This window comes from Klebsiella sp. Sb-30 (assembly GCF_057652795.1).
In genome coordinates this window covers 2,056,289-2,077,157 of sequence record NZ_CM172749.1, presented here as the reverse complement: position 1 = coordinate 2,077,157, position 20,869 = coordinate 2,056,289, and the positions used below count along the sequence as shown (strand labels likewise).

The 20,869-nt window shown below is 55.2% G+C and carries 17 protein-coding genes; 10 read left to right on the top strand and 7 right to left on the bottom strand.

Going from position 1 to position 20,869, the window contains the following annotated elements; translation table 11 throughout:
• The first annotated feature begins 1 nt into the window (after position 1).
• The 7 genes from AC236I_RS09690 to hpaX all read left to right on the top strand — a co-directional run bounded on the left by AC236I_RS09690 (position 2) and on the right by hpaX (position 8,610).
• Positions 2-817: an ABC transporter permease gene (locus tag AC236I_RS09690; RefSeq protein ID WP_004863661.1), complete on the top strand. Its 816-nt coding sequence runs from the start codon at positions 2-4 to the stop codon at positions 815-817.
• Between the two features lie 26 nt (positions 818-843).
• Positions 844-2,250 (top strand): FAD-binding oxidoreductase, encoded by a 1,407-nt coding sequence (locus AC236I_RS09685; protein ID WP_487608779.1) that lies wholly within the window; start codon positions 844-846, stop codon positions 2,248-2,250.
• Positions 2,251-2,367: 117 nt separating this feature from the next.
• Positions 2,368-3,645, top strand: a complete 1,278-nt coding sequence (locus AC236I_RS09680) for a hypothetical protein (RefSeq protein WP_004863666.1) — start codon at positions 2,368-2,370, stop codon at positions 3,643-3,645.
• Between the two features lie 194 nt (positions 3,646-3,839).
• Positions 3,840-4,820, top strand: coding sequence for a GlxA family transcriptional regulator (locus AC236I_RS09675; protein WP_487608778.1), 981 nt, complete (start codon positions 3,840-3,842; stop codon positions 4,818-4,820).
• Between the two features lie 78 nt (positions 4,821-4,898).
• Positions 4,899-5,909 (top strand): type I glyceraldehyde-3-phosphate dehydrogenase, encoded by a 1,011-nt coding sequence (gap, locus tag AC236I_RS09670; RefSeq protein WP_064358981.1) that lies wholly within the window; start codon positions 4,899-4,901, stop codon positions 5,907-5,909.
• 128 nt (positions 5,910-6,037) lie between these two features.
• Positions 6,038-6,736, top strand: coding sequence for an RluA family pseudouridine synthase (locus AC236I_RS09665; RefSeq protein ID WP_032717132.1), 699 nt, complete (start codon positions 6,038-6,040; stop codon positions 6,734-6,736).
• 503 nt (positions 6,737-7,239) lie between these two features.
• Positions 7,240-8,610, top strand: a complete 1,371-nt coding sequence (gene hpaX / locus AC236I_RS09660) for a 4-hydroxyphenylacetate permease (protein WP_032717131.1) — start codon at positions 7,240-7,242, stop codon at positions 8,608-8,610.
• Between the two features lie 109 nt (positions 8,611-8,719).
• Here hpaX and tdcG read toward each other — a convergent pair whose 3' ends face one another.
• The 7 genes from tdcG to tdcA form a co-directional block, all read right to left on the bottom strand.
• Positions 8,720-10,084: an L-serine ammonia-lyase gene (gene tdcG / locus AC236I_RS09655; RefSeq protein WP_071359568.1), complete on the bottom strand. Its 1,365-nt coding sequence runs from the start codon at positions 10,082-10,084 to the stop codon at positions 8,720-8,722.
• Between the two features lie 91 nt (positions 10,085-10,175).
• Positions 10,176-10,565: an enamine/imine deaminase gene (locus AC236I_RS09650; RefSeq protein WP_004863682.1), complete on the bottom strand. Its 390-nt coding sequence runs from the start codon at positions 10,563-10,565 to the stop codon at positions 10,176-10,178.
• A 13-nt stretch (positions 10,566-10,578) separates the two neighbouring features.
• Positions 10,579-12,873: a formate C-acetyltransferase gene (gene pflB / locus AC236I_RS09645; protein WP_004863684.1), complete on the bottom strand. Its 2,295-nt coding sequence runs from the start codon at positions 12,871-12,873 to the stop codon at positions 10,579-10,581.
• Between the two features lie 33 nt (positions 12,874-12,906).
• A complete protein-coding gene (gene tdcD / locus AC236I_RS09640; protein WP_004863687.1) occupies positions 12,907-14,115 on the bottom strand; it encodes a propionate kinase in 1,209 nt (402 codons plus the stop codon).
• Between the two features lie 28 nt (positions 14,116-14,143).
• Positions 14,144-15,475, bottom strand: a complete 1,332-nt coding sequence (tdcC, locus tag AC236I_RS09635) for a threonine/serine transporter TdcC (RefSeq protein WP_015584057.1) — start codon at positions 15,473-15,475, stop codon at positions 14,144-14,146.
• A gap of 20 nt (positions 15,476-15,495) precedes the next feature.
• A complete protein-coding gene (gene tdcB / locus AC236I_RS09630) occupies positions 15,496-16,485 on the bottom strand; it encodes a bifunctional threonine ammonia-lyase/L-serine ammonia-lyase TdcB (RefSeq protein WP_004863707.1) in 990 nt (329 codons plus the stop codon).
• A gap of 181 nt (positions 16,486-16,666) precedes the next feature.
• Entirely contained in the window at positions 16,667-17,605 is a 939-nt protein-coding gene (tdcA, locus tag AC236I_RS09625) for a transcriptional regulator TdcA (RefSeq protein ID WP_004863710.1), read from the bottom strand.
• 853 nt (positions 17,606-18,458) lie between these two features.
• On the opposite strand from tdcA, the gene AC236I_RS09620 reads away from it, so the two are divergent.
• From AC236I_RS09620 to AC236I_RS09610, 3 genes are read left to right on the top strand one after another with little or no spacing between them, the layout of a single operon-like run.
• A complete protein-coding gene (locus AC236I_RS09620; RefSeq protein WP_234536961.1) occupies positions 18,459-19,547 on the top strand; it encodes an ABC transporter ATP-binding protein in 1,089 nt (362 codons plus the stop codon).
• Positions 19,540-20,169 (top strand): ABC transporter permease, encoded by a 630-nt coding sequence (locus AC236I_RS09615; protein WP_064356942.1) that lies wholly within the window; start codon positions 19,540-19,542, stop codon positions 20,167-20,169. Before AC236I_RS09620 ends, AC236I_RS09615 begins: the two co-directional genes overlap by 8 nt.
• On the top strand, positions 20,169-20,837 hold the full coding sequence (locus AC236I_RS09610; protein WP_004863718.1) for an ABC transporter permease: 669 nt from the start codon (positions 20,169-20,171) through the stop codon (positions 20,835-20,837). The genes AC236I_RS09615 and AC236I_RS09610 overlap by 1 nt, the downstream gene beginning before the upstream one ends.
• Positions 20,838-20,869: the final 32 nt, after the last annotated feature.

Below are 20,869 nucleotides of genomic sequence, written 5' to 3'. Positions count from 1 at the left end.
TATGAAAGCCGCTAAATCAACACCGTGGATTAATCATCCCCGCTTTCTCAAAATTCTCTACCCGACCCTCGTCGCGGTCCTGGTGATTATGCTGTGGCAGGGGGCGGTCAGCTATTTCCGCATCCCGCAATTTCTGGTGCCTTCCCCGCTCGTGATGGTGGAAAGCCTGTGGACGCATCTGACGCCGCTGCTGCTGTCGCTGCTGTTCACGCTGAAGATCACCCTGATCTCGTTTCTCCTGTCGATCGTCATCGGCACCGCCATTGCGTTTATCCTGGTGCAGAACCGTTTTGTGGAAACCGCGCTGTTTCCGTACATCGTCTTCTTGCAGGTAACGCCGATTGTCGCTATCGCGCCGCTGATCATTATCTGGGTGAAGGACGCCACCCTCTCGCTGGTAGTGTGCTCCACCCTGATGGCGGTGTTTCCGATTATCTCCAATACCACCCAGGGATTGCGCAGCGTGTCGCCCGGCCTGCTGAGCTATTTCAGGCTCAACCATGCCAGCCGCTTGCAAACCCTGGTGCGACTGCGCATTCCCTCCGCGCTGCCCTATTTCTTCGGCGCCCTGCGTATTTCCAGCGGCCTGTCGCTGATCGGCGCCGTGGTGGCGGAGTTTGTCGCCGGGACCGGAGGCACCAATACCGGCCTTGCCTATCAGATCCTGCAGGCGGGTTACCAGCTGGACATCCCGCTGATGTTTGCCGCTCTGCTGTTAATTTCCCTCGCCGGTATCGCGCTGTTTGGCGTGATGTCGTGGGTATCGCGCCGGGCGCTCAGCGCATGGCATGAAAGCGAAGCGGTGCAATCTCATTAACGTATTGATGATTAACAGGTAGAAACATGATGACTCGTGAGCAACGTCAACAGGCGGTCGCGCTGATCCAGCAGGCATTACCGGAACTGGAGTGGACCTTACAGCCAGCGAAGATCAAACGTCTTTCCCGCGATTTCCACTGGTTCAGCCCGGTGCTCAACCAGCAGCTGGAAGGAAAGCAGGCGGACGCGGTGGTCCGTCCGCGCGACCAGGAAGAGCTGCGGCAGCTGGTTGCCGCCTGCGTAGCGCAGCAGCTGCCGCTGACCCTGCGCGGTAGCGCCACCGGTAATTATGGCCAGTTGGTGCCCCTTGAGGGCGGAGTGCTGATCGATATGACCGCCCTGAACCGGATCTGCGAACTCAAGAACGGCACGGTGCGCGCCCAGGCTGGCATTCGCCTGGCGGAGATTGAAGCCGCCACTCACCCGACCGGATGGGAGCTGCGCTGCATGCCGTCAACCTTCCGTCTGGCCAGCTTAGGCGGCCTCTACTGCGGCGGCTTTGGCGGCATCGGCTCCATTAACTACGGCCCCCTGGCTGCCCCCGGCAACGTGCTCAGCGTCAAAGTGATGACCGTTGAAGCGTCCCCCCGGGTGTTGACTATTCCGGCTCCGCAGGCGCTGCTGCTACACCACGCCTACGGCAGCAACGGCATTATTCTTGAAGTCGAACTGGCGCTGGCCCCCGTCCATCGCTGGATCGAACGCCTGGATGTGTTTGACGACTTCGCCGATGCTCTGAATTATGCCAACGAGTGCCTCCGTTCTCCCGGTTTCGTCAAGCGCCAGCTGGCGCTGCTTGCCGCGCCAATCCCCGACTATTTTAGCCACCTTAACGGCCATTATCGGGCCGGGCAACACGCGGTCATCAGCGTTATCGCCGAGGAGAGCGAAGGACTCTGTACCGGTCTGATGCTGAAGCATCGGGGAGAAAATGCCATCCGCCAGAGTAGCGATGAGGCCCGGGAGAGCCATACCTCATTAATGGAATATTGCTGGAACCACACCACGCTACATGCGCTCAAAGTCGACAATACGCTGACTTACTTACAAACGGCGTTTAATTATCAGCACTTCCCGAAGCAAATTTTGCAGATGGAACAGCGCTTCGCCGGGGAAGTTATATCGCATATTGAATTCCTCCGCGATAATGATGGCAATATTACCGCCAGCGGCCTGCAACTGGTGCGTTATTCAACAGAAGAGCGACTCAATGAGATTATGCAGATATTTCGCGATAACGATATCAAGATTAATAACCCGCATGTTTTTCAGGTTGAAGATGGCAAGCAGGGAATTATTCGCCCGGATGTCGTGGCCGTTAAACAATATATCGACCCCGATGGTTTGCTAAATCCGGGCAAGCTGCGCGGCTGGGCACTGCGCGACCAGTTAGTCTTAGACCGCAACCCGTTGTCATTAACCGATAAATAAAATTCAGGCCATCTACCTGGCGCCCTACAAAATAAAAGCACAAGGTGATTATCCGCCATATTCGTGGCCGGTATTTTTCTTTCCGAAATTGCAGTGATATTTAACAGGGTGATGTCAATGAAACGCAAAACCATATACCGTGGAGCGACGCTGGGCGCCTTGCTCATTTCCCAGGGGGTATTTATCCATGCCAGCCATGCCGCTATTCCATTAACCCACGACTGTGAATCCGGTATCGCCGGTTCACTCACCGAATTCTTTACCTGCGGTAGCGTCAGCGGCAGCCTGCGCACATTATATTATTCAACCCATAACGCCTATTTTGTTTCAGGGCTATCGCAGGACACGGTCAGCTACGGCGGCAGCGTAAAATATGCCACGGCGGAATATTATGGCGTCAGCCTCGGCGTCAGCGGCATTCTCCAGCGCGGGATTTCCCATAACGATGACCATCTGGTTAACGAACTCGGCCCCAATCAAACCGGCGTCGGCGAAGCCTGGCTCAGCTGGCATTATGACCAGTTCAGGATCACCGCCGGCGACCAGCGGATTAATATTCCTTTCATCGGCGACTATGACTGGCGCATTACGCCAATACTTTTTCGGGCGATTGATGCCAGCTATGGCGATAGCGACAATTTCCTGCATGCCACGAAAATCACTCGCTATAAACCCTGGGGCGACGACCAGTTTCTGGATACCACCGCCTATACCGACATTGAGCAAAGTACCAACGGGATGTGGGGCGTCGGCGGCGGGCGATCCATACCGTTTGGCGATCGCAAAGTTAACGCCCAGATGTGGTACGAAAACTATGACGACTATACGCGGATCGTCTATGCCGACAGTTTTCTCTCGTGGAACGAATATGCCACGGCGCCCAAAATTGGCCTCCAGTTCATTCGCGGCCTGAGCGAAGGTAAAGCGCTGGCCGGCGAAGTGAACAGCACCAGCTATGGCGCGCAGTTCAGTATGAAGCTGCTCCCGTCTCTGGCGTGGACGCTGAATTATAACCACATCGCCGCCAACGGTAATGCTTATGGCAACGGCGCCCTGGTGACGCCGTACGCACACAATACCTCTTCCGGACCCTACTTCGCTCAGCCCTTCTTTACCAGTACCCAGGACCTGGGCAGCGGCAACGCCTACTCCACCGATCTGAACTGGGCCGCCACGGAGCAGGTTTCTCTCGGCAGCCGCTACTCGTTTATGGATTTAACCCCGACGGCAGGCGCTTCCAGCAGCCACCAGTCTGAATACCTGATCTACGGCACCTATCGTTTCGGAGGGCTGCTGAACGGGCTGAGTCTGACGGACTTTGCCGGCGTACAGACCAACTCCACCTCGGATAAAAATTTCTGGCAAAATCGTCTGGCCCTCCAGTATGACTTTTAACTGCCTGACGGCAGGCCCCCTCCCTGTGCGCCAGCGGGGTTAACGCCCGGGCATCAATGGACAATGGTCGCTTTGATGCCCTTTTTCTTCTTCCAGAGCCGCGCCTGAATGTGCCGGCAGCCTGCCCTCGTCCTTACGAAGTAACCCCCACCTTGCCTGTTGACTTATTTTGTTAAAGGTTTACTTTTCAGGACATGAGGAAAATACTGATTATCGTCCCCGATGGCGGCATGTTGTTTGAGTCCGCCGGTATTGCCGACATTCTGATGCAGGCAAACCGGCTGCATGCCGACGGCGCTCTGGCGCCGCGTTATCGTGTCGCCGTCGCCACCACCCAGCCCCACCAGGTGATCCACGGTCAGTCCGGGCTGAATCTGCTTGCCGACCACCGCCTTCACGAAGTGGATCCGCGCGAACCGCTCGATACCATCATCATCACCGGCAGAGGGCAAAACGAGCAGGAAGGTACCGCCGTTGTCGACTGGCTGCGTCTTGCCGCGCCCCACGCCCGGCGCATCGCCTCCGTATGCGGCGGCGCGATGTTGCTGGCGCAAAGCGGTCTGCTGAACGGCCGGCGGGCCACCACCCACTGGAAGCTGCTGGACGCTATGCAGTCGGCCTTCCCGGCGGTGCGGGTGGAAGGCGGGCCGCTGTATATTCAGGACGGTCCGATCTGGACCTCCGGCGGCGTCAGCTCCGGTTTCGACCTGACGCTGGCCCTGGTGGAAGACGATTACGGCTTTAGCCTCGCCCGCGATATCGCCCAGGATATGGTGATGTACCTGCGTCGCCCCGGCGGCCAGCTGCAGTTTAGCCGCTATAACCTGCGGCAAATCAACAGCCCTGGGCCGATTGGCGATCTGCTGAAGTGGATGCTCGACAACCTCACCGGCAACCTGTGTGTGGAGAACCTGGCGGAAAAGGTCGCCATGAGCCCGCGCAATTTCACCCGCGTGTTTACCCGCGAAACCGGGGTCTCTCCGGCGCGCTACGTCGCCGAAGCGCGCCTTGCCGCCGCCAGAGAGCGGCTCGAGCAGAGTTACGACACGCTGGAACGCGTTGCTGAGCAAACGGGATTTGGTAGCGCTATCAACCTGCGGCGGGTCTTTGAAAAGCAGCTGCATCTGACGCCGGGAGAATATCGTCAGCGCTTTCACTGCCGAAAAATGGCGTAAAGTGATCGTTATTCGTCATTTACGCCGAAATGCCGAAAACCTAAAGTACCACCAGAGACAACAAATAAGGAGTTGATCATGGTTAAGGTCGGTATTAATGGTTTCGGCAGAATCGGGCGTAACGTCCTGCGCGCGGCGCTGGGCAATCCGGATATTCAGATTGTGGCAATCAACGATCTGACTGACAGCAAAACGCTGGCCCACCTGTTGAAATATGACTCGCTGCTGGGCACCCTGCCGGTGGCCGTGGAGGCGGCCGACGGAGAGCTTAGCGTCGATGGCCAACCCGTCATCGTCTATAGCGAACGTGACCCGGCGCGTATTCCGTGGCGAGATGCGGGGGTGGACATCGTCATCGAAGCCACCGGGTTCTTTACCGAACGTGAAAAAGCGGCGGTTCACATTCACAGCGGCGGGGCGAAACGGGTGATTATCTCGGCGCCCGGCAAGAATGACGATTTAACCATCGTGATGGGGGTTAACCACGCGCTTTACGATCCGCAGCAGCATTCGGTCGTCAGCAACGGCAGCTGCACCACCAACGGCCTTGCCCCGGCCGCTCAGGTTCTGCATCAGCATTTCGGGATCAAGCATGGCCTGATGAATACCACCCACGCCTACACCAACAGCCAGGCGCTACATGACCAGCCGGAAAAAGATCTGCGCGGCGCCCGGGCGGCAGCGTTATCCATCGTTCCCTACTCCAGCGGCGCGGCCAAAGCGTTGGGTAAAGTGATTCCGGCACTCGATGGTCGTCTGACCGGCTACTCGCTGCGCGTTCCGGTGCCGGTGGTGTCGATTGTCGATCTTACCGTCACGCTGGAGCGCGACGTGACGGCAGAAGAGGTGAATGAGGCATTCCGCCAGGCCGCTGCCGCTGGCCCCTTGCAGGGTATTCTCGGCTACAGCGACGAGCCGCTGGTCTCCAGCGACTATCAGGGCGACCCGCGTTCTTCCATTATTGATGGCCTGTCGACGCTGGTGATTGGCGGGAATATGGTCAAGATCCTCGCGTGGTATGACAACGAATGGGGCTTCTCAAATCGTCTGGTCGATTTGGCGCAGTTTATGGCCCGACGCGAGCAGTAACAACGTTGGCTGCGGCGACCCGGCGAGTCCGGGCCGCTTCAGCCGGCAACCCCGAGTCGTGCCGCAGCAATCGCCAGCGGGCGGAAAATTCGCTATTATCCGCCCCCACCCTTTTCAGGCACCTGCTCATGTCCACCATCGTCGATACGTTTATTGCGCCCCCCTGCCACGAAGCCATCGACATCCTGTATCAGGACGAGCACCTGCTGCTGATCAATAAGCCCAGCGGGCTGCTCAGCCTGTCGGGGAAAAATCCGCAGAATCTCGACTCGGTGCACCATCGGCTGGAGCAGCAATTTCCCGGCTGTACCCTCGTTCACCGTCTCGATTTTGGTACGTCCGGGCTGATGGTGGTGGCAAAGAATAAAACCATTAATGCGGCGCTAAGCCATCAGTTCAGCCAACGTTCGGTGACTAAGGTATACAGCGCCCTGCTGTGCGGGCATCTGCGTGAGGATGAAGGCGCAATCGATGCCGCCATTGCCAAAGATCCGGCCCGCTTTCCGCGCATGGCCATTTGCGCCATCACCGGCAAGCCCGCCCGTTCCCGCTACCGGGTGACAGAACGCCTTACCCGTGAAGGCGCAGAGGGTAGCCTGCTGCCGCTGAGCCGGGTACAGCTATTCCCGGAAACCGGACGCACCCACCAGCTGCGTATCCATTGTCAACTGTTGGGGCACCCGATCCTGGGCTGCGATCTCTACGGTGGTCTGACGTGGCCGGGCAGCGCACACGCGCCGCGGCTCATGTTGCATGCCAGCGAACTGCATTTTGTTCACCCTGTCAGCGGCGAGCCCGTCACCGCGCGCAATGACAGTCCGTTCTGAATCTCCCGATGCCGGACGGTCGCCGCGGCGCTTTAAAACCGGCTTCATTATTATGTAGCAATATAATAAAAATGAATCATATTTCTGACGATAGCTTTTAAGCGGAACCCCCATCGGTTACGGGCGTGGAGCCACAGGCTAATTACATGAATATTCAAGTAATTAGCCGTATCAGCTCTCTTCGCAACTGCACATAACCTCTCTGTTTCCTCGTCCCTGTCACGCCCTGCCTCTCTGCACCTGGTCAGCAACCGCGCTTTTTTTGCCTCACCGTGAGTGCGAATCTACCGAGATCCGCCGACTGAACATGCCAGCCCTGGCGTATTATTCCCAGGCGATCTGGCTCTCATTATGATTCCAATATGTCGATTAAGTAACAATTCTGTATCATTTATTGAACATTAAATTGACGTTATCCCTGTCTGTTTCCTATACGTTTAGCCGACCTGTTGACCAATACTAATAATCACAATGTGGAGCTTTTGATGAACAATAGTCCTTCAATGGAACAGACCCGCTCCGAGGTACTGGTCCCGCCCTCCTCGGAGGCGAGACCTTTGGATGCCCGTCAGCAATCCGTCATCAATAAATTATTTCGTCGCTTAATCGTTTTTCTTTTTATTCTGTTCGTATTCTCCTACCTCGACCGCATCAACATTGGCTTTGCCGGCCTGACCATGGGCAAAGATCTGGGGCTCACCAGCACCATGTTCGGCCTGGCCACCACCCTGTTTTACGTGATGTACGTGATCTGCGGCATCCCCAGCAACATCATGCTCAGTATCGTCGGCGCCCGCCGCTGGATCGCTATTTTGATGGTGGTCTGGGGAATAGCCTCCACCGCCACCATGTTCGCCACCGGCCCGAACAGTCTTTACGCGCTGAGAATGCTGGTGGGGATTGCCGAAGCCGGCTTCCTGCCGGGGCTGTTGCTGTACTTAACCTTCTGGTTCCCGGCGCAATACCGCGCCCGCGCCAATGCCCTGTTTATGATTGCGATGCCCGTCACCATGGCGCTTGGCTCGCTGGCTTCCGGGTATATTCTGAATCTCGACGGCGTGCTGAATCTGAAAGGCTGGCAGTGGCTCTTTTTGCTGGAAGGGTTTCCGTCGGTGCTGCTCGGACTGGTCGTGTGGTTCTGGCTTGATGACAGCCCGGATAAAGCCAAATGGCTGACTGCCGATGATAAAGCCTGTTTAAAAGAGATGCTGGATGCCGACCGCGCGGCGGTACAGCAATCGCGACTCAGCGAAGCCAGCCTGCCGCTGTCTCAGCGCAGCATGCTGCGGGAGCTGTTTACCCCGGTTATCATGCTCTACACGCTGGCCTATTTCTGCCTGACCAATACCCTGAGCGCCCTCAGCGTCTGGACGCCGCTGATTCTGCGCAGCTTCAACGAGCAGAGCAGTAATATCACCATCGGGATCCTGAGTGCGATTCCGCAAATCTGTACCATCGTCGGGATGATCTGGTGGAGTAAGCGTTCCGACCGCCTGAAGGAGCGTAAGCTGCATACGCTGCTGCCCTATCTGTTCGCGGCGGCGGGCTGGATGCTCACCGCCTCCAGCAGCAACCCGCTGCTGCAGTTCACCGGGATCGTAATGGCTTCTGCCGGCGCCTTTGCCGCGATGGTCATTTTCTGGACTACCCCTGACCAGTCCATTTCTCTGCGTGCGCGGGCGCTGGGGATTGCGGTCATCAATGCGACCGGCATGACCGGCGCGGCGCTGGGGCCGCTGTTGATGGGTTGGCTGAAAGACGTCACGGGGAATTTCAACGCCGGTATCTTTATGGTCGCCGGGTTCCTCGTGCTGGGCGCGGCGGTGATTGCCTTGATTCCGATGAAAACGGCGGTGAAACAACGCGCTTTGTAAGCGCTGACCGTCTGATTTTCCCGCCAATAAGATATCAGGGGGCGGTAATCTGCCGCCTCCTGATATTCTCCCCACCGGGCCTCGCCCTCCCCCGCGATTGCAGCACGGCCTACACGCAGAGCACTTTTATCGCCAGCCCGCCCCGGGAGGTTTCGCGGTATTTATCATTCATATCCTTGCCGGTTTCGTACATCGTTTCGATAACCTTATCCAACGAAACATGTGGCTCGGAGGTGCGGCGCAGCGCCATACGTGCCGCATTGACGGCCTTAACCGCATTAATCGCATTCCGCTCAATACAGGGAATTTGCACCTGGCCGGCAACCGGGTCACAGGTGAGGCCGAGGTTATGCTCCATGGCGATTTCCGCCGCAATGCAAACCTGCGCCGGGCTGCCGCCAAGCAGTTCGGTCAACCCCGCCGCCGCCATCGAGCAGGCGACGCCAATCTCCCCCTGACAGCCAACTTCAGCCCCCGAAATCGACGCATTCATTTTATACAGCGCGCCAATCGCCCCCGCCGCCAGCAGATAGCGCGCCAGCGAGCCGGCGTTAACCGGACGGCGGAATTTATCGTAATAGGCCAGCACGGCGGGAATAATTCCGCAGGCGCCGTTGGTGGGCGCGGTCACCACTCGCCCGCCCGCGGCATTCTCTTCGCTGACCGCCAGGGCGAACATATTGATCCAGTCAATGACGTTCATCGGGTCGCTGGAGAGGCTATCGCTGGAAACCAGCCGACGCCTTAACGCCGCCGCGCGACGCGGGACATTCAGCGGACCGGGCAACACCCCTTCGGTATTCATCCCGCGCTCGATACCATCGCGCATCACCGCGTGGATATGCATAAAACCCGCGTCAATCTCCGCCTTACTGCGCAGCGCCAGCTCGTTTTGCAGCATCAGTCCGGAGACCGACAGGCCGTTGTGTTCGCAAAGCCGCAGCAGTTCGCTGGCGGAGCGAAAATCATAGGGCACCGGGACGTCGGCATCCTGCGTTCCCCCGCAGGCCCCCTCTTCGACGATAAAACCGCCGCCGACCGAATAGTAGGTCTGGCTCGCCCACGCCTGCGCGCCACTCCAGGCGGTAATACGCATCCCGTTTTCGTGATACGGAAGGGTTTGCGCGTGGAACACGATGTCGTCCGCCATCTGAAAGTCTACGCTCTGCACGCCGTTAGCGACCGGCAGACGCCCGCTGTGCATCACCTGCTGAATAAATGCCGGCATGGCGTCAATATCAACATTTTGCGGGCTGTTTCCCGCCAGTCCCATAACAATCGCGACATCGGTCGCATGACCTTTACCGGTCAGCGACAGAGAACCATAGAGGTCGACCACGATACGCGTGATATGCGCGATATCGCCCATGTTCACCAGTTGGTCGATAAAACGTTTTCCGGCATTCATCGGCCCTACGGTGTGCGAACTGGAAGGACCAATACCGGGTTTAAAAATATCGAATGCGCTAATCATATCCCCATCCTCGGGTTGCCGTTGCGTGGAGAGCAGGAGCCACCGGTGTTGGGCGGCAGGGCAAAAACAGGCTTGCCCCGCCGCCGCTGCCTCAGAGGTCGCGTACCGCGATGGCCTCAATTTCCAGCTTTACATCCTTTGGCAGGCGGGCAACCTGCACGCAGCTGCGCGTCGGGTAGGTCGCCTGATGCTCATCAAAGAAGTGCTGATAGACCTGATTGATAGTGGCAAAGTCATTAAGGTCGGTAATAAAGACGGTGGTCTTCACGATACTGCCCACCTCCAGCCCCGCCGCCGTCACGATCGCCTTAACGTTTTCCAGGCTTTGACGCGCCTGATCGGCCACGTTGTCGGCAATCTTTCCCGTCTGCGGGCAGACCGGAATCTGTCCCGAGGTCATGACCTGATAGCCGAGGTCGACGCCCTGAATATAGGGGCCAATGGCCGCCGGCGCGTGTGGGGTTGCAATGATCTTTCTCATCGTTCCTCCGGCGCTACAGCGCCTGGGTAAAGGTGCGTGAAATGACATCCTGCTGCTGTTCGCGAGTCAGCGCATTGAAGCGCACGGCATAGCCGGAGACGCGAATCGTCAGGTTCGGGTAGTTTTCCGGGTGTTCGATGGCATCGAGCAGCATATCCCGGTTCATCACGTTGACGTTCAGGTGCTGTCCGCCTTCAACGTGTGCTTCGTGGTGGAAGTAGCCGTCCAGCAGCCCCACCAGGTTGGTTTTGCGCGTGGTCTCCTCTTTGCCCAGCGCGGCGGGAACAATAGAGAAGGTGTAGGAGATACCGTCTTTGGCATAGGTGAACGGCAGCTTAGCGACAGAGGTTAATGACGCCACCGCCCCTTTGCGATCGCGACCGTGCATCGGGTTCGCCCCCGGCGCGAACGGCGTACCGGCCCGGCGACCGTCCGGGGTATTGCCCGTTTTCTGCCCATAGACCACGTTGGAGGTGATGGTCAGAATCGACTGGGTTGGTACAGCGTTGCGGTAGGTCGGCAGCACTTTAATCTTCTTCATAAAGCGTTCGACCAGATCGCAGGCGATACTGTCGACCCGCTGATCGTTGTTGCCATACTGCGGGTAGTCGCCTTCGATGACAAAATCAACCGCCAGCCCGGTATGGTCGCGGACCGGTTTCACCTTCGCGTACTTGATCGCCGACAACGAATCGGTCGCCACCGACAGCCCGGCGATGCCGCAGGCCATGGTGCGATACACGTCGCGGTCATGCAGCGCCATCAGCGAAGCTTCATAACTGTACTTGTCGTGCATATAGTGGATGATGTTGAGCGCGCTGATGTACTGCACCGCCAGCCAGTCCATAAAGTGATCGAGGCTGTCCATCACCGTGTCATAGTCGAGCACCTCATCCATCAGCGGCGCCGTTTTCGGCCCGACCTGAATTTTCAGCTTCTCATCCACGCCGCCGTTAATCGCGTACAGCAGGGTTTTCGCCAGATTGGCGCGCGCGCCGAAGAACTGCATCTGCTTGCCGATAATCATCGGACTGACGCAGCAGGCAATGGCGTAGTCGTCGCTGTTAAAATCGACCCGCATTAAGTCATCGTTTTCATACTGCAATGAGGAGGTGACGATGGAGACCTGGGCCGCATATTTCTTGAAGGCGATCGGCAACGCTTCGGACCAGAGAACGGTAAGGTTTGGTTCCGGGGCCGGCCCCATGGTATGCAGCGTATGCAGATAGCGATAGGCGTTTTTGGTCACCAGCGTCCGCCCGTCGAGCCCCATGCCACCGATCACTTCGGTCGCCCAGATAGGGTCGCCGGAGAAGAGCGTGTCGAACTCCGGCGTACGCAGGAAACGCACCATGCGGATCTTCATAATGAAGTGGTCGATCAGCTCCTGAGCCTGCTGCTCGGTTAAGCGCCCGGTGTTGAAATCGCGCTCAATGTAGATATCGAGGAAAGTGGCGGTGCGGCCCAGCGACATGGCGCCGCCGTTTTGCGATTTGACCGCCGCCAGATAGGCAAAATAGACCCACTGTACCGCTTCCTGAGCATTACGCGCCGGGCGGGAGATATCGCAACCGTACTTCGCCGCCATCTCCTGCATTTGCAGCAGCGCGCGGCGGTGTTCCGCCAGCTCTTCGCGCAGGCGAATCGTCGCTTCCAGATTCTGCCCGTACTCCAGGTTGGACTGCAGATCGGCAAACTGCAGCTCGCGTTCGCGCACCAGATAACGGATACCGTACAACGCCACGCGGCGATAGTCGCCGATAATGCGTCCGCGGCCGTAGCCATCCGGCAGCCCGGTCAGTACGCCAGATTTACGACAGCGCAGCATATCCGGCGAATAGGCATCGAACACCCCCTGATTGTGCGTTTTACGCAAGTCGGTAAACAGATATTCAAAGTGCGGATCCATTTCACGACCGTAGGCCTCGAAAGAACTTTTGATCATGTTGATACCGCCGAACGGATGCAGCGCGCGCTTCAGCGGTTGCTCCGTTTGCAGTCCAACGATCTTTTCCAGTTCCTGTTCAATATAGCCGGCATCATGCGCGGTAATCGAAGTGGCAATATTCGTATCGAAATCGACCGGGGCGTGAGTCGCATTTTCAATATGTATTCCCGCCATCACTTTTTGCCACAGTGCGGTGGTTGCCGGCGTGGCCTCGGCAAGAAAGGATTCGTCCCCTTCATAAGGCGTATAGTTGTGCTGAATAAAATCACGGACATTAATTTCTGCTTGCCAGTCCGTCCCTTTAAAACCTTGCCACGCTTCGGCATACAGCATATCGCTGGTATCGATATCTACCTTCATGAAAAATAGTCTCTCTACAGAACAAAAAATAAATTATGCAAATTCCACTTGTGCGCTAATTTTTCCTAAGTGAATCGCATCGAGGGCAATCATTTTCTCTTCATTAGTCGGAATAACCGCGCAAATAACCCGGGCGGAATCGGTGGAAATAATTCTTTCGCCGTGGGAATTGGGCAGACTATTCATATCAGGATCCAGGGTAACCCCCAGTACCGCCAGATGTTCAATCACCAGGCGACGAATTAACAACGAGTTCTCACCGATGCCGCCGGTAAAAATAATCCCGTCGAGACGATGCAGCGACGCGGCATGACCGGCAATATGGCGGGCAATCCGATGGACAAAGGTTTTAATCGCCAGCCGGGCGCGGTCATGACCGGCGTGCCAGGCCTTCTCCAGCACCCGCAGATCGGAAGAGAGGCCGGAAATGCCAAGCAGCCCGGACTCCTTGTTCACCACCCGCTCAAGGTCGCTGAGGGTCTGGTTGGTTTCGCGGGCGACCCATGCCATGGCGCCGAAGTCGACATCGCCACAGCGGGTGCCCATCATGAGCCCTTCCAGCGGCGTCATCCCCATTGAGGTATCCACGCTCTGTCCGTTGCGCACGGCGCAGATAGAGGCCCCGTTGCCCAGATGGGCGATAACCAGCCCGCAATCCGCTTCCGGCAGCGCCAGCAAGCTCTGCGCCCGCTGAGAAACATAGCGATGCGAGGTGCCGTGAAAACCGTAGCGGCGCACGCCGAGCTCCTCAAAATACTTCCACGGCAGCCCATAGAGATAGGCCTCTGGCGCCAGCGTCTGGTGGAAGCTGGTATCAAACACCGCCACCTGCCTGACCCCCGGGAAGAGCTGTTGCGCGGAGGCAATGCCGCTGAGGTTAGCGTAATTATGCAACGGCGCTAACGGCGACACCCGACGGATATTGTCAATAACCTCCTCGGTAATTACCACGGACTCCGTAAATATATTTCCGCCGTGGGCAATACGGTGGCCAATTAAGGCCACGCTGTCGATTAACGACCGTTTTTCCAGTTCAAAGGCAATGGCCTTTAATGCCCCCTCGTAGCTACGGTGAGCCAGCTTAACTGGCTCTCCATCGTTAATGGATAAAAAAGCGTTTTCAGAATTAATCCCGTCGGCAATTCCCGCCATTAAAACATCACAGCTGCTTGCATCAAGGACTGAAAATTTAATTGAAGACGATCCACAGTTAATGACCAGTACTACCGGGAATTCATTCATTTCATCACTCCGCTCATCCTGAGCTTAATTAAAACAGTTTGTAGACGATATTCAGAATGGTCAGTAAACCCACCGCGGTGACGAACAGGTTATCCAGCCGGCCACGATATTTCGCCAGCGACGGCGCTTTACGGATGGCATACATCGGTAACAGACACAGCAGTGAGGCAATAATTGGCGCGCCCATCGCTTCAATCAGGTCGAGGATATTGGGGTTGGCATAAGCCACCACCCAGGTGGAACCCATAATGAAGACCATGCTGATGGTGTTGAGCTTGCGGGTAGAGACTTTGGTTTTATCACCTTTATAGCCGAACTTGAGAACCAGTCCATTCAACCCTTCAAGGGTACCGAGATAGTGGCCGAAGAACGATTTGAAGATGGCGACCAGGGCGATAATCGATGCGCCGTACTCCAGTACCGTTGCAAAGGTCGATTTGCTGCCGGACATGGAGGCAAAGTGGTTTGCCAGGTAAGAGAGCACCGGAATGTTCTGCGCTTTCGCATCCGCCATGTTTTCCGGCGACAGCGTGAACAGGCAGCTGAAGGCGAAGAACATCACCACCGCGACCATCAACATACTGGCACGGGAGATAATCTGCGAACATTTGCGCTCGGTAAAATCGCGGCCGTAATCCTTTTCATACTCTTCCCGCTTCGAGACCACAAACGAGGAGACAATCGGCGAAAAGTTAAAGGAGAAAACCATGATAGAAATCCCCAGCCACACGGTCACGAGGATGCCATCGTGCCCGGTTAAGGCGATATCGCTGAGGTTCACCTGATCGATAACCGCAGAGTTCCAGTAGGGAATCAGCGACAGCGAAATCAGCACCAGGCTGGCGATGAACGGAAAGACCAGGAAGCTCATCACTTTGACCATCAGATCCTTACCGAACCAGATGACAAACGCCATCAGCAGCAGCAGGAACAGCGCGACAAAACCGCGGTTCAGCGCCGGCATCTGCAGCTGGTTTTCCCAGAAGGTCATGAAGGTGTTGGTAATGGTGACGCCGTAAATCCACAGCAGCGGGCAAATGGCGAAGAAGTAGAGGAGCGTGATGACCACGCCACCCGTTTTCCCGAAATGCTCTTCCACCGTCTCAGTGATGTTACCGGAGGCATTCGAACCGGACAGACAGAGCCGGGCCAGCGCCCGGTGGCAATAAAAGGCGATGGGGTAAGCTAAAACCAGCATCAAAAGAATCGGGATTAAACCACCAAACCCGGCGCGAATGGGGAAAAAGAGCACCCCGGCGCCGATGGCAGTACCAAATAATCCCAGGGTCCACGTGGTGTCCGATTTACGCCAGGATGACTGTCTTGTCTCGCTGGATACAATGCTATCAGTAGTACTCATATCCTGTCCTCAACATAAGATTAAGCGTCAACTAAACCAGTAATTTGCGAAACGCGAGAAAGATCGATATTGCCACCAGAAATAATGCTGACGGTTTTCCGGTTCTGAATATAGCTATCTAACTTTCCGCTTAATAATGCGGCGCAGGCTAACGCCCCGGCGCCCTCGGTAATAACTTTATTGCGCTGAATTAATGCGATCATGCTATTGCGAATTTCATCCTCACTGACCAGAACAATATCATCGACGAGTTCGCGAACGATTTCGTAAGTGAGATTTCCCGGGCGTGAAACATCGCAGCCATCGGCCAGAGTAGCGGTCGTTCGGTGACTGGTAATAGCGCCGGCATAATAAGACGCGGCCATACCGTGGACATTTTCTGATTGCACGCCAATAATTCGAATGGTCGGGTTAATAGATTTAATCGCTACCGCGATGCCGGCAATCAGACCACCGCCGCCGATTGGCACAATGACATTATCGACATCATAAAGATCTTCCATGATTTCCAGGCCAATGGTCCCCTGCCCGGCAATAACTTTGGCATCGTCATACGGAGGAATAAATATGCGACCTTCCATTTCGACAATTTCGCTGACTTTAGCAATAGTGTCATTGAAATTATCGCCGTGCAGAATCACTTCCGCCGAATAATCGCAGGTGGCGGCGACCTTGGATTTCGGCGCCCCTTTCGGCATCACCACTTTGCCGTCGATTCCCAGCATGGCGCAGGAGAGCGAGACCCCCTGTGCATGATTGCCGGCAGAACATGCCACCACGCCCTTACGCTTTTCAGCTTCGCTTAGTGAACTGAGTTTGTTAAAGGCGCCGCGGATTTTAAACGACCCGGTGCGTTGCATATTCTCAAACTTGAGGAATATTTCACCTTTACAGCGCTCGCTAAAATAATTAGAGCGCGGCATACCTGTTTTATAAATCTTACCTGCCAGTCTTTTCTTTGCTTCGAGGATATCGTCAATGGCAACCGGGAGATCGTATGTAATGTGCATTATAGCCTCTTAACTGGATATCAAATAATAGTCCCGTCATGTTTCAAAGCGTATCTTTCCCGGCAGGATTATTTCCCCACCGACGCTACGGTTTGAATTATTCAGGGTATAGTTAGCCGGTACCAACGGCTGATAATCAGCGCGATGATATGAATTTATAACCAAGAATAAATCTGTTTAACTACTCAACTTCGATTAATTGTCTTTTTCTGCAACCACCAGATGCTGAATATTCTTTTGCTAATTCCACCAATACCGAGGCGGCATTTTTAATGCGATAATTCTTTGACCAAATTGCCGCATAGCGGGCAACTGGTAATGCTTCGGTAATCGGGATGGTAATAAACTGGTTGGATCCAAAGGGCGTTGTCATATCGCAAGGAATAACGGTCAGGAAATCAGCATTGAGAACAAGATTATAAATTGTGACGACGGAGTCGGTTTTAACGATGTTTTCACTGTTGATGCCGCTGCGCTGTAGCGTGGTGAGGAGTTCACTGTAGTAACCCATGTTGGTTTGCGGCAACACCCACTGTTCGTTCTGCAACGACGCCAGCGTGGTGGTGCCGATGCATGTTCGTGACTTGCTGGCCACCAGCACAAACTCCGACTCAAACAGCGGTTCCACGTGCAGATCGTGGAGCTTCATTTCATCACTCAGCGTGCCAATGGCGAAGTCGAGACGCCCGTCGCGAATGGCCGGCAGGAACGAGGAGAGCTGCGCTTCGTACATCGATACCTGGGCTTTAGGAAACACCTTCTTGAACTTGTGAATCATGTCAGACATAAAGGTGAAGCCAATCAGCGAAGGAAAACCGAACGAGACATCGACGACCGTGTTACAGGTCATGCTGTGCATTTCATTGACCATATTCTTCATTTCACGGGTAATCGATTCCGACCAGGACAGCAGTACCTGACCGGTATTGGTCAAGGTGACGCCGGTATTTTTACGGACCACCAGTTCGGTGCCAAAATAGGCTTCAATGTCATTAATGATCTTACTCACTGCCGGTTGAGTTAATCCTAATTCTTTTGCTGCCGAGCCGATCGAACCGCTTCTGATAACTTCCTGGAAAACGACCAGGTGCTGTGTTTTTGGCAGAGGAATGGTATTCATAGCAACCTGCTTTAATTATCTTTTCGACGCGGTGAAGTGTACCAAATGGCGATCGCAGGGTTATGTGAGACCACTCACAAACACCTCTGACAGCTATTTTCCCCACCGTTTAATATGTAAATAAAACCAACAATATCAATGTAATACAAATTAAAAGTCGATTTTTTGCATGACTTTTGTCAAAAAAAGATGCGGGGATAACAATATTTTATGGGGATAACAAAGGCTATTTTTTGAGCTATTTTAAGGGGGGTTAAACATGATATTTCAACCTTCACCGTGCAATTATTCAGCGATATTGTTATTCAACTGTTAGTTGAAACAATAAAATATAATGAGAAATCAGGTTTTTCTTTTATTAAAAATCGTATGGGGTCACACTTTTCCGCCCCGGTTGTTTGTAAAAGTATGTTTTATTCATTATTGCGCAAAATACCAGATACAATACATTATCATTTCCCATACAATTTTAACTCTGCATTTTTCACCATTTTCAGCACGTAATTTCTTGATTAAAATCAAATGTAACTTTTCATACGACAAAAACTTTACCATCCAGACGTTTGTGCCATACATCACAAATTCTGAAATCAATATTCTGCGTCTCCCCCTTTCCGCGCGCAAAACGGCAGCAGAATCGTCGTTTTCGCCACGCCTGCAGCACAAAAACGCGCTCTGCGCGGCCGGATCAGATAAAAACTGCGTTTTGGGCGGGACAGAGTTGAACAGATTCCAACTATGCAATTGCGAATAACGTATTTGCCCTCCCCATGGCCGCTCTGTAATTTGTATTTTATTCGTGCCGCCGTAAAAGCCATAAATTCTCAATATATTCAGAGTGCTACAATTCCCGATGATCAGATTAGAAAACATCAATAAGACCTACCCCGGCAGCGCGCATGCGGCAATACGCGGCCTGAACCTGATAATTAATGACGGTGAATTCTGCACGTTTGTCGGTCCCAGCGGATGCGGCAAAACCACAATCCTGCGCATGATTAATCAGCTCGATAAACCGGACTCCGGCAGCGTCTATGTCCAGGGCGTTAACATCGCGCAGGTCGATATCATTCAGGTGCGACGCAAAATTGGCTTTGTCATGCAAAGCGCCGCGCTGTTTCCCCATCGCACGGTGGCGCAAAATATCGCCACCGTCCCTCGTCTGCTGGGCTGGCGTAAAGCGCAGATTCGCACCCGTATCGATGAACTGGTGGACTTAATGTCACTGGACCGTCACCTGCTGACGCGCTACCCGCACCAGCTCTCCGGCGGGCAGCAGGGACGCGTCGCGATTGCCCGGGCGTTAGCCGCCGATCCGCCGATTCTGCTGATGGACGAACCCTTCGCCGCCATTGACCCGGTAGTCCGCGAGCGTCTGCAGGATGAGCTATTGCTTATTCAGCAGCGCCTGCATAAAACCATCGTGCTGGTAACACATGACATTAATGAGGCCATCCGGCTGGGAGATAAGATCGCCATCTTCCAGGAAGGGGGCGTGCTGGCGCAGTGTGATACGCCGGACCGGCTTCTCGCCCACCCGGCGAGCGAGTTTGTCCAACGCTTTATCGGTCCCGAACCCAACCTGAAACGGCTGGGGATGATTCAGGTCGGCCAGCTACCGCGACATGATGTCACGCTGGTTGACGAAGGTTTATCCCCGATAGCCACCGCGCATCCGACGGTCGCCAGCCCGCTGCGGCTGGTGCTGGATAAAGAACTACGTCCCGTTCACTGGTTCGACCCGGATAAACGCGTCACGCTGCCGATTGTTCAGCCGCTGCAGGCCCTGAATACGCTGCGTTTTGCCTACAGCGCGCTGTTGGATGCGCCGGGGGGCGTGCTGGTGCACGTGGACAGCAATGGCCAGTATCAGGGCACCATTTCTCATGCCCTGCTCCAGCATGTGCTGGATGGCCACGTGGAAATTCGCCGCTATGATTGACTGGCAGTGGATAGTTGACAATAAAATCCTGATTGGCGACCTGCTGTGGCAGCATACGCAGCTGGTCTGCATCTCGCTGTTTTTTGGTACGCTGTTAACGGGCGCGCTGCTGGTCGTAACGCTACGCTGGCCCGCCACCGCTCAGCCGTTGATTTATCTTTGCGGGGTCATCTTTACTATCCCGTCGCTGGCGTTATTTATTCTGTTACTGCCCTTTACCGGCCTGTCGCTGACGACCTCGGTCATCGGGTTAACCATCTATTCACTGTTGATCCTGCTGCGTAACGTTATCGCCGGAATCGAAAAGCTGCCTGCCGCCGTGCTGGAGTCGGCGCGCGCGCTCGGCTACACACGCCGATACCGGTTTATGGATATTGAGTTACCTCTGCTGGCGCCCTCTCTGTTTGCCGGTCTGCGGATTGCCTCCGTGACGCTGGTGGGGCTGGTGACCGTCACCGCGCTGATTGGCCAGGGCGGTCTGGGGCAATTGCTGCTGGCGGGCTTTAATCAGGATTTTCTCACCCCGATTGTTGTCAGCCTGGCATTAAGCCTCGTGCTGTCGTTTTTACTGGATTCGCTGATTGCCCACATCGGCTATTGGCTAACGCCCTGGGCACGCTAATGGATATATTACTGGCTACCGTCCACTGGTTTTCACAACCCGAACACTGGTTCGGCGATGCGGGTATTTTACTGCGCCTGCGCGAGCATATTTATTATGTGCTGATCAGCATCGCTATCGCATCGGCAATCGCTTTGCCGCTGGGCATTGCCCTCGGCTACTGGCGGAAAGGCGCCTTCCTTATTATTAATCTGTTTAATATTGGCCGCGCTATTCCCTCATTAGGGCTTATTTTGCTGTGCATTATTTTATTTGGTTTTAATGATCTGCCGGTGTTTGCCGCGCTGGTGGCCATGTCGATCCCCCCCGTGCTGACTAATACCTGGGTCGGGATTTATCATGCCGATCGCCCGCTTTGCGACGCCGCTACCGCGCTGGGAATGACGCCATGGCAAAGCCTGTGGCAACTGCGTATTCCGCTGGCGGCGCCGCTGATTATCGCCGGGCTGCGCACCGCGCTGGTCCAGCTGATCGCCACCGCCGTGGTCGCCGCCTACGCCGGCCTGGGTGGGCTGGGGCGTTTCCTGATTGACGGTCTTGGCCAGCGCGATATTCCACAGGTTATTGCCGGATCGCTGGTGGTCTCGCTACTGGCTATCGGCAGTGAACTGCTGTTCAGCTGTTGTAGCCGCAGATGGCGTCATACCGCTATCGCACCAGAGTATTAAACAACGACCACAACCATAAATCACCTGCATAT

Bases quoted from the DNA above. Each gene is read 5' to 3' on its own strand.
- AC236I_RS09685 (WP_487608779.1), top strand. From the start codon at position 844: ATGATGACTCGTGAGCAACGTCAACAGGCGGTCGCGCTGATCCAGCAG.
- AC236I_RS09620 (WP_234536961.1), top strand. From the start codon at position 18,459: ATGATCAGATTAGAAAACATCAATAAGACCTACCCCGGCAGCGCGCAT.
- gap (WP_064358981.1), top strand. From the start codon at position 4,899: ATGGTTAAGGTCGGTATTAATGGTTTCGGCAGAATCGGGCGTAACGTC.
- AC236I_RS09680 (WP_004863666.1), top strand. From the start codon at position 2,368: ATGAAACGCAAAACCATATACCGTGGAGCGACGCTGGGCGCCTTGCTC.
- AC236I_RS09615 (WP_064356942.1), top strand. From the start codon at position 19,540: ATGATTGACTGGCAGTGGATAGTTGACAATAAAATCCTGATTGGCGAC.
- AC236I_RS09690 (WP_004863661.1), top strand. From the start codon at position 2: ATGAAAGCCGCTAAATCAACACCGTGGATTAATCATCCCCGCTTTCTC.
- tdcA (WP_004863710.1), bottom strand. From the start codon at position 17,605: ATGAATACCATTCCTCTGCCAAAAACACAGCACCTGGTCGTTTTCCAG.
- AC236I_RS09675 (WP_487608778.1), top strand. From the start codon at position 3,840: ATGAGGAAAATACTGATTATCGTCCCCGATGGCGGCATGTTGTTTGAG.
- tdcD (WP_004863687.1), bottom strand. From the start codon at position 14,115: ATGAATGAATTCCCGGTAGTACTGGTCATTAACTGTGGATCGTCTTCA.
- tdcB (WP_004863707.1), bottom strand. From the start codon at position 16,485: ATGCACATTACATACGATCTCCCGGTTGCCATTGACGATATCCTCGAA.
- AC236I_RS09650 (WP_004863682.1), bottom strand. From the start codon at position 10,565: ATGAGAAAGATCATTGCAACCCCACACGCGCCGGCGGCCATTGGCCCC.
- AC236I_RS09610 (WP_004863718.1), top strand. From the start codon at position 20,169: ATGGATATATTACTGGCTACCGTCCACTGGTTTTCACAACCCGAACAC.
- AC236I_RS09665 (WP_032717132.1), top strand. From the start codon at position 6,038: ATGTCCACCATCGTCGATACGTTTATTGCGCCCCCCTGCCACGAAGCC.
- pflB (WP_004863684.1), bottom strand. From the start codon at position 12,873: ATGAAGGTAGATATCGATACCAGCGATATGCTGTATGCCGAAGCGTGG.
- tdcG (WP_071359568.1), bottom strand. From the start codon at position 10,084: ATGATTAGCGCATTCGATATTTTTAAACCCGGTATTGGTCCTTCCAGT.
- hpaX (WP_032717131.1), top strand. From the start codon at position 7,240: ATGGAACAGACCCGCTCCGAGGTACTGGTCCCGCCCTCCTCGGAGGCG.
- tdcC (WP_015584057.1), bottom strand. From the start codon at position 15,475: ATGAGTACTACTGATAGCATTGTATCCAGCGAGACAAGACAGTCATCC.